This window comes from Cupriavidus sp. 05T313 (genome assembly GCF_056396665.1).
Window position 1 is genome coordinate 1 of the sequence record NZ_JBFTLX010000345.1, and the last position, 5779, is coordinate 5779.

At 66.1% G+C, this 5779-nt stretch carries 5 protein-coding genes; all 5 read left to right on the forward strand.

Annotated elements, in window-relative coordinates:
* The first annotated feature begins 107 nt into the window (after nt 1-107).
* Nucleotides 108-1631, forward strand: coding sequence for a 3-hydroxyacyl-CoA dehydrogenase (locus tag AC1DKD_RS38220; RefSeq protein ID WP_477144484.1), 1524 nt, complete (start codon nt 108-110; stop codon nt 1629-1631).
* A gap of 93 nt (nt 1632-1724) precedes the next feature.
* Entirely contained in the window at nt 1725-2504 is a 780-nt protein-coding gene (locus AC1DKD_RS38225; protein ID WP_045238115.1) for an oxepin-CoA hydrolase, alternative type, read from the forward strand.
* Nucleotides 2505-2582: 78 nt separating this feature from the next.
* Nucleotides 2583-3317, forward strand: coding sequence for a histidine phosphatase family protein (locus AC1DKD_RS38230; RefSeq protein ID WP_477111082.1), 735 nt, complete (start codon nt 2583-2585; stop codon nt 3315-3317).
* A 66-nt stretch (nt 3318-3383) separates the two neighbouring features.
* Complete coding sequence (locus AC1DKD_RS38235; protein ID WP_477111083.1) at nt 3384-4460, forward strand: phosphotransferase; 1077 nt, start codon at nt 3384-3386, stop codon at nt 4458-4460.
* A gap of 403 nt (nt 4461-4863) precedes the next feature.
* The coding region (locus AC1DKD_RS38240; protein WP_477144485.1) for a Bug family tripartite tricarboxylate transporter substrate binding protein at nt 4864-5779 on the forward strand (916 nt) is incomplete at its 3' end.

Sequence of the window (5779 nt, forward strand, 5' to 3'; positions counted from 1 at the left end):
GGTCCGCTCTGGCCGATCAGCGCACGCCGCTTGCATCGCCCCACTGTCGCGGATGATGCAAAAAACGTACGATCGTGCTAATTTAACCACACTTTTCTGGAAGCACTATGAGCACTTTCATCATCGACACCCTCGGCATCGTCGGCACGGGCGCCATGGGCCGTGGCATTGCGCAGATCGCCGCGCAAGCCGGCCTGACCGTCAGCCTGTACGACACCAACGCGCAAGCCGTGGCGGCGGCCCGGCAATACCTGCAGGACACCTTCGCCAAGCTGGCCGAMAAGGGCAAGATSAGYGCMGMSGACRGCGMRGCSGCGCTGGCCCGCGTGMWGCCSTGCRMCRCGCTGGAMGACCTGGCCGGCTGCGACATGGTGCTSGARGCCATCGTSGAGAAGCTGGAAGTCAAGCGTGACCTGGTGGCAAAGCTGGAAGCCATCCTGCGTCCGGATGCGGTGATTGCCTCCAACACGTCGTCGCTGTCGATTACCGCGATCGCGGTCGGCGCGAAGCAGCCCGGCCGCATCGCCGGCTACCACTTCTTCAACCCGGTGCCGCTGATGAAGGTGGTCGAGGTCATCGACGGCCTGTCGGGCGACCCCGCCGTGGGCGATGCGCTGATGGCGCTGTCGCGCCGGCTCGGCCACACGCCGGTGCGCTGCAAGGACATGCCCGGCTTTATCGTCAATCATGCCGGCCGCGGCATGAATATCGAAGGCCTGAAGGTGGCGCAGGAAGGCGTGGCCGACTTCGCCGACATCGACGCCATCATGCGCGAGCAGGCCGGCTTCCGCATGGGCCCCTTCGAGCTGATGGACCTGACCGGGCTSGACGTKTCGCACCCGGTGATGGAATCSATCTACAACCAGTTYTACCAGGAGCCGCGCTACCGCCCGTCGCCCATCACGGCGGTCCGCTCGGTGGGCGGCCTGATCGGCCGCAAGGCCGGCGCCGGCTTCTACCGCTATGCCGATGGCCAGAAGCAGGTGCCCGCCGCGGCCGCCGTGCCGGCCGCGCGCCCCACCAGCGTGTGGGTAAGCCTTGCCGACGAACGTGGCCACGGCATGGCCGTCAAGCTGCTGCTCTCGCTGGGCATCACGCCCGAAGCCGGCAACCGGCCCTCGGACGACGCCCTGATCGTGGTCACGCCGCTGGGCCTGGACGCCACCACCTGCGCGCTGCATGAGGGCCTGGATGCGACACGCGTGGTCGCCATCGACACCCTGCTGCCGTTCGAAGCCACCAAGCGCCGCACGCTGATGACCACGCCCGCCACCTCCGCCGCCATGCGCGAGGCCGCACACGGCCTGTTCGGCAGCGATGGCGTGCCCGTCACCGTGATCCGCGACTCGGCCGGCTTCGTSGCCCAGCGCATYRTCRGCTGCATCGTCAATATCGCCAGCGACATCGCGCAGCAGCGCATTGCCACGCCGGTCGACATCGATCTCGCCGTCAACCTCGGCCTGGGCTACCCCAAGGGCCCGCTGGCGCTGGGCGACGTGATCGGCCCGCACCTGGTGCTGACGGTGCTGCGCAACCTGGAACGCCTGACCGGCGACATGCGCTACCGCCCCAGCCCGTGGCTGTGGCGCCGCGCCGGCCTCGGCCTGTCGCTGCTGGCCGAAGAGCAGTAAGAACCGCGACCGCAGGCTTGTCTTGGCCTGCGGTCGTTTCGTATCCGCCCCCCGCTTCTGCATTGTTGCATTCGCTTCTTCCCACAGGCCGCCATGACCGCACAGTTGCTATCCGAACGCGTCGACTCCACCTTGGTGCTGACCATCTCGAACCCCGAGGCACGCAACGCGCTGCACCCGGACATCTACGCGGCATCGCAGGAAGCACTTGAACTTGCCTCACGCGATCAGGAAATCCGTGCGGTGGTGATCACCGGCGCCGACGGCGTGTTCTGTGCCGGCGGCAACCTCAACCGCCTGCTGGGCAACCGCGCCAAGCCGCCCGAAGTGCAGGCCGAGAGCATCGAAGTCCTCAATCACTGGATCGAAACGCTGCACGCCTTTCCCAAGCCCATCATCGCGGCGGTGGAAGGCCCTGCCGCGGGCGCTGGCTTCTCGCTGGTGCTCGCGTGCGATTTCGTAGTGGCCGCCAGCGATGCGAAGTTCGTCATGGCCTACGTCAATGTCGGGCTGACGCCTGACGGTGGCGGCTCGTATGAACTGGCCCGCGCCCTGCCCCGCCAGCTCGCCTCCGAACTGATGATGGAAGGCAAGCCCATCGATGCCGCGCGCCTGGCCCATTTCGGGCTGGTCAACCGCGTGGTGCCTGCCGGCCAGGCGCTCACCGAAGCGCTGCGCCTGGGCGAAACGCTGGCCGCGCGCTCGCCGCATGCCGTGGGCCGCATCAAGGCGCTGATCAATCACGCCAGCACCGCCAGCCTGACCGGGCACCTGACCGAAGAGCGCGACAACTTCGTGGCCGCGCTGCATCACAAGGATGCGGGCGAAGGCATTGGCGCCTTCCTGGAAAAGCGCAAGCCGAACTATCGCTGAGCGGCCGACCTGGCCACGCAATACCACGCCGACCATGCCCGCGCAGACGGGCGCATCGGCCAAGCACCGGAGACTTGCATGGAATTGCCGCCCTCGCCCCGCCGCCGCGTCTACCTGTTGCGCCACGGCGCCGTGACCTACTTCGACGCGACCGGCCGCCCGGCGCTGCCCGAGCTGGTACCGCTCAACGAAACCGGCCGGGCGCAGGCCAGCGCCGCCGGCCGCGCCTTTGCCGCGGAGAACATCCGCTTCGACCGCATCATCGTCAGCGGGTTGCCGCGCACGGTGGAAACCGCCGAACGCGTGCTGGCCGAACTACCCGGGATGGCAGACGCCACGCTGGAAACCTGGCCCGAGCTGCAGGAAATCCGCGGCGGCAAGCTGCAGGGCATCAGCGACGACAAGCTGCGCGATGCCTTTATCGGCGCTTTCGAAGGCGAAGTGCCGGAAGACAAGCGCTTTCTCGACGGCGAAAGCGTCGGCGAATTCCTTGACCGCGTGCTGCCCGCGCTGCGCCGCCTGCGCGAGGATCCCAACTGGGACACCGTCCTGCTCGTCCTGCATGGCGGCACCAATCGCGCCATCCTGTCCCACGCCATCACCTGCGGCCGCCGCGTGTTCTACGGCAGCCTGATGCAAACCGCCGGCTGCATCAACGTGCTGGACGTGGGCGACGATCCGCTGGACTGGGTGGTGCGCATGATGAACTACTCGCCGCCCACGCCGGTGCACAGCGGCACGCGCCACACCACCATGGAAGTGCTGCTGCACCAGTACCTGCGCTTTCGCGACCTGCGGGGGCCGGCCGGCTAGCCACGCCGCAGGCAGACAGTTTCGAATCTCGGAAAACCCGGAACATACCGAAAAAACGGAGACAGCATGAGCACCAACGTTTCGAATTTCGAAGGCACCCGCGAGGTAGCCGAGCAGCAACGCTTCGACATGGCCGCGCTGGAGGTGTGGATGCGCGAGCATGTGGCGGGTTTTGCCGGCCCGCTCACCATCGAGCAATTCAAGGGCGGCCAGTCCAACCCCACCTTCAAGCTGATCACGCCGGGCCAGACCTATGTGATGCGCGCCAAGCCCGGCCCCAAGTCCAAGCTGCTGCCCTCGGCCCATGCCATCGAACGCGAGTACCGCGTGATGGCCGCGCTGGCAGGCACCGACGTGCCGGTCGCCAGGATGTACGCGCTATGCGAGGACGAAACCGTGATCGGCCGCGCCTTCTACATCATGGAATTCGTCGCCGGCCGCGTGCTGTGGGACCAGTCCCTGCCCGGCATGACGCCGGCGGAGCGCAGCGCCATCTACGACGAGATGAACCGTGTCATCGCCGCACTGCACACGGTCGACTACAAGGCCATCGGCCTGGGCGACTACGGCAAGCCGGGCAACTACTTCTCGCGCCAGATCGAGCGCTGGACCAAGCAATACAAGCTGTCCGAGACCGAGAGCATCCCCGCCATGGACTCACTGATGGCCTGGCTGCCTGATCATATTCCGCAGGAAGACGCCGATCTCACTTCGATCGTGCATGGCGACTACCGGCTGGACAACCTGATGTTCCATCCCACCGAGCCGCGCGTGCTGGCGGTGCTCGACTGGGAACTCTCCACACTGGGGCATCCGATGGCCGACTTCGGCTATCACTGCATGAGCTGGCATATCGCGCCGGGCCAGTTCCGCGGCATTGCCGGCCTGGACCACGCAGGGCTCGGCATTCCCGACGAGGCGACTTACCGCAGGACCTACGAGCAGCGCACCGGCCGGCCGATCACGGGCGACTGGAATTTCTACCTCGCGTTCAGCATGTTCCGGATCGCGGGGATCCTGCAGGGGATCATGAAGCGCGTGGTCGATGGGACGGCTTCGTCGGCGCAGGCCCTGGATGCGGGGAAGCGGGCCCGACCGATGGCGGAGATGGGGTGGGAGTATGCAAAGATGGCGCAGCAATAAGCGCGCATTGCTGCGCACGGCTTGAATGGGAAGACCTCTTCGCTTGTTGAAGAGGTCTTTTTTTAGCCCTGGTTATCGTATCAGATGATGTGATGAGGTCATTCTCGATTTAACCAGCAAGATTGCAATGGGTGCCGGCGAACGGATGGCAAGCCGCATTGCGAACGCCCGCCCTCGCCCCCGGCCCTTCTCCCGCACGCAGAGGAAGGGGGTAAACCAGTCACCATAATCCGTATTTCAGCAGCCAGGAAGATCCGTCGCGGTAGTGAAGTTGCGCTTAAGGCCTTTAGCGTCAACGCACAAAAACCCTTCCAGAAGAATGCCCTGGACCCACCCAAGACTTCGAGCTATCATCCAACACATACGACAACATACAACACAATACAAATCCGGAGACAACAAGATGCCGACGACCCGCCGCACCTTTCTATCCCGACTCTCCACGCTTGGCGCGACAGCCACCCTGGGCAGCCTCGGCGCCGCCGGCGCCCTGATCGCCCCCCGCGCCGCGCAGGCCGCCACCGACTGGCCCACCCGCCCGATCAAGCTGGTAGTCCCCTATTCCGCCGGCGGTTCCTCCGACATCATCGCCCGCCTGATCAGCCGCCAGTTGGGCGAAGCGCTCGGCCAGCCCGTCGTGGTCGACAACCGTCCSGGCGCCAACGGCAATATCGGCGCCGCGATGGTCGCGCAGGCCGGCACCGACAACCACACCCTGCTGCTCTGCGATATCGGCGCGCTGGCCATCAGCCCGTCCGTCTACACCAAGCTCTCCTTCGATCCGGGCAAGGACCTGAAGGGCGTCGCCATGCTGGCTTACTCGCCGCATTTGCTGGTAGTCCACCCCTCGGTGCAGGTCAGCAACCTGAAGGAACTGGTGGACCTCTCCAAGCGCACCCAGCTCAACTTCGCGGTGACGGCCATCGGCAGCGCGCCGCACCTGGCTGGCGTGGCGGTGGCGCAGTCGACCGGCGCCAAGTGGCAATACGTGCCCTATAAGGGGGGCTCCCAGGCCGTGGCCGACACTGTGGCAGGCACCGCCCAGGTGCTGATGAACGGCATGCTGGCAACGCTGCCGCAGGTCCAGGCGGGCAAGCTGAAGGTGATCGCGATATCCAAGAAGACGCGCATGCCGCTGATGGGACAAGTGCCGACCATCGCAGAGCAAGGCGTGCCCGGCTTCGAATCGGGCACCTGGCAAGGCGTGATGGCGCCGGCCGGCATGCCCGACGCCCTGGTGGCGCGCATCAGCAGCGAACTGATCCGCATCATCCGCCTGCCCGAAGTGCGCGCGCAACTGGCTGGCCAGGGTGCCGAAG

Bases quoted from the DNA above. Each gene is read 5' to 3' on its own strand.
- AC1DKD_RS38225 (WP_045238115.1), top strand. From the start codon at position 1,725: ATGACCGCACAGTTGCTATCCGAACGCGTCGACTCCACCTTGGTGCTG.
- AC1DKD_RS38230 (WP_477111082.1), top strand. From the start codon at position 2,583: ATGGAATTGCCGCCCTCGCCCCGCCGCCGCGTCTACCTGTTGCGCCAC.
- AC1DKD_RS38235 (WP_477111083.1), top strand. From the start codon at position 3,384: ATGAGCACCAACGTTTCGAATTTCGAAGGCACCCGCGAGGTAGCCGAG.